The organism is Pseudomonas sp. SDO5591_S426, assembly GCF_054070755.1.
The window spans coordinates 1-2,519 of sequence record NZ_JBSVXD010000368.1; the positions used below are offsets into that span (position 1 = coordinate 1).

The following is a 2,519-nucleotide window of genomic DNA, read 5'->3' on the forward strand; positions in this document are numbered from 1 at the left end:
TGCGTATTCCCGTAGGAGCTGCCGCAGGCTGCGATCTTTTGAGCTTAATGCTTGCTGCCGCCAGCACAGGTTGGCGAGGCCGGAGCCGCGTCGATCTGTGCCCATTCCTCTGGCGTGTAGGTATGCAGCGCCAACGCATGGAACTCGCCCATCAGCTCGCCGAGCGTGCCGTAGACTTTCTGGTGGCGCTTGACCCGGTTCAGGCCTTCGAACTGCTCACTGACCACCACAGCCTTGAAATGGGTTTGCAACCCGCGGCTGTGCATGTGGCTTTCATCCAGCACCTGCAGATGCTGGGGCTGAAGCAGGCCAAGCGTCGATTCGATGCGTTGTTGCATGGTCATACCGAACTCCGCTTAAGGCTTTTTCTTGGCTGGTGCGGCGGCGCCTTTCGGCTCCAGCTCGGCAGTCATGTCAGCCAACAGTTTGTTGACCACAGGCACCGCGCTTTCCAGCTTGGCCTGGGTCATCTGGGCCGATTGCTGGGTCAGCTGCGGCATTTTTTCCAGGACTTTCTTGCCCAGTGGAGACTGGTAGAACGCAACCAGGTCCTTGAGCTCCGATTCGGTGAAGTTGGTGGTGTAGAGCTTGACCATGTCCGGTTTCAGCTTGTTCCAGCCGATGGCCTGGTCCAGCGCGGCGTTAGCCTTGGCCTGGTAGGTTTCCAGTACGGCTTTTTTCGATTCCGGGGCTTTGGTTTGCTGGAAGCGCTGGGCAAACATCTGCTGAACCTGCATGTACACCGGAGTGCCCAATTTGTCAGCATGCGCCAGGGTCAGGAAAGCCTCGGCACTGGCGTTGTGGCTGGCGGTATCGGCAAAAACCTGGCCGCTGGCACAAACCAATGCAACCGCGGTACAGATGGCACGAAGACGAGTCATCGAGTTTCCTTTTCTAGCAGGCGAGGTAAAACCCCAAGGACGTCCATTCTGCGCCTAAAAAAGTGTGTCACTCAACCCCAAGCCTTGTCGCGCCTGATTTAGAGGGGTTCAATGGTCAGAATCGAGACTGATGGAACCCCGGCCGTCGATCACGGCCTAAACTGCGCAATCACCTACAGGAGTGTGACCGATGAGCCGTATCGAAACCGACAGCCTTGGCCAGGTTGAAGTCCCGGATGAAGCCTACTGGGGCGCTCAGACGCAACGCTCACTGGTCAACTTTGCCATTGGCAACGAACGCATGCCGCTGGCGGTGCTGCATGGCCTGGCGCTGATCAAGAAAGCCGCGGCTCGGGTCAACGACCGCAACGGCGATTTGCCTGCCGACATCGCCCGGCTGATCGAACAAGCCGCCGACGAAGTGCTCGAAGGCCAGCATGACGATCAGTTCCCGCTGGTGGTCTGGCAGACCGGCAGTGGTACCCAGAGCAACATGAACGTCAACGAAGTGATCGCCGGCCGCGCCAACGAACTGGCCGGCAACCCGCGTGGCGGCAAGTCGCCGGTGCATCCCAACGATCACGTCAATCGCTCCCAGAGCTCCAATGACTGCTTCCCCACCGCCATGCACATCGCCGCTGTCCAGGCCGTGCAGCAGCACCTGCTGCCGGCGATTAGCGAGTTTTCGGGCGGTCTGGCGGAGCTGTCGGCGCGCCACATGAAACTGGTCAAGACCGGCCGCACGCACATGATGGATGCCACGCCGATCACCTTCGGCCAGGAAATCTCGGCGTTCATCGCGCAACTCGACTACGCCGAACGGGCAATCCGCAGCGCCCTGCCAGCGGTGTGTGAACTGGCCCAAGGCGGTACGGCGGTCGGCACCGGGTTGAATTCGCCGCATGGTTTTGGTGAGGCCATCGCTGCTGAACTGGCAGCCCTCTCCGGCCTGCCGTTCATCACCGCACCGAACAAGTTCGCCGCCCTCGCGGGTCACGAACCGCTGACCACGCTGTCCGGCGCGCTGAAAACCCTCGCCGTGACGCTGATGAAAATCGCCAACGACTTGCGCCTGCTGGGCTCCGGGCCTCGCGCCGGTTTCGCAGAAGTGAAACTGCCGGCCAACGAACCCGGCAGTTCGATCATGCCCGGCAAGGTCAACCCGACCCAGTGCGAAGCGCTGTCGATGCTGGCGTGCCAAGTGTTGGGCAACGACGTCGCCATCGGCTTCGCTGCGAGCCAGGGCCATTTGCAGTTGAACGTGTTCAAACCGGTGATCATCCACAACCTGCTGCAATCGATCCGTCTGCTGGCCGATGGCTGCAGTAACTTCCAGCAGCATTGCATCGCCGGGCTGGAGCCGGACGCCGGGAAAATGGCTGAGCATCTGGAGCAAGGTTTGATGCTGGTGACGGCGTTGAACCCGCACATTGGTTATGACAAATCGGCGGAGATTGCCAAGAAGGCTTACAGCGAAGGGCTGACCTTGCGCGAAGCTGCACTTCAGCTGGGGTATCTGACTGATGAAGAGTTTGATGCGTGGGTAAGGCCGGAGAATATGTTGGAGGCTGGGGCCAAAGGCTAAGATTTGCATTGCAGCGAAAATATCGCAGCCTGCGGCAGCTCCTACAGAAATAC

At 59.9% G+C, this 2,519-nt stretch carries 3 protein-coding genes; 1 reads left to right on the plus strand and 2 read right to left on the minus strand.

The window, feature by feature from the left end; genetic code table 11:
• Window positions 1–44: 44 nt before the first annotated feature.
• Window positions 45–344 carry a BolA family protein gene (locus ACW9JC_RS29995; RefSeq protein ID WP_150704429.1) on the minus strand — a complete coding sequence of 100 codons (300 nt, stop codon included), beginning with the start codon at window positions 342–344 and terminating at the stop codon, window positions 45–47.
• A gap of 12 nt (window positions 345–356) precedes the next feature.
• Window positions 357–881, minus strand: coding sequence for a DUF2059 domain-containing protein (locus ACW9JC_RS30000; protein ID WP_150704430.1), 525 nt, complete (start codon window positions 879–881; stop codon window positions 357–359).
• 190 nt (window positions 882–1,071) lie between these two features.
• On the opposite strand from ACW9JC_RS30000, the gene ACW9JC_RS30005 reads away from it, so the two are divergent.
• Window positions 1,072–2,466, plus strand: coding sequence for a class II fumarate hydratase (locus tag ACW9JC_RS30005; protein ID WP_457459578.1), 1,395 nt, complete (start codon window positions 1,072–1,074; stop codon window positions 2,464–2,466).
• Window positions 2,467–2,519 lie beyond the last annotated feature (53 nt).

What these genes read in the sequence shown, in the direction of transcription:
- ACW9JC_RS29995 (WP_150704429.1), bottom strand. Translation starts at nt 344, where the DNA reads ATGACCATGCAACAACGCATCGAATCGACGCTTGGCCTGCTTCAGCCC.
- ACW9JC_RS30000 (WP_150704430.1), bottom strand. Translation starts at nt 881, where the DNA reads ATGACTCGTCTTCGTGCCATCTGTACCGCGGTTGCATTGGTTTGTGCC.
- ACW9JC_RS30005 (WP_457459578.1), top strand. Translation starts at nt 1,072, where the DNA reads ATGAGCCGTATCGAAACCGACAGCCTTGGCCAGGTTGAAGTCCCGGAT.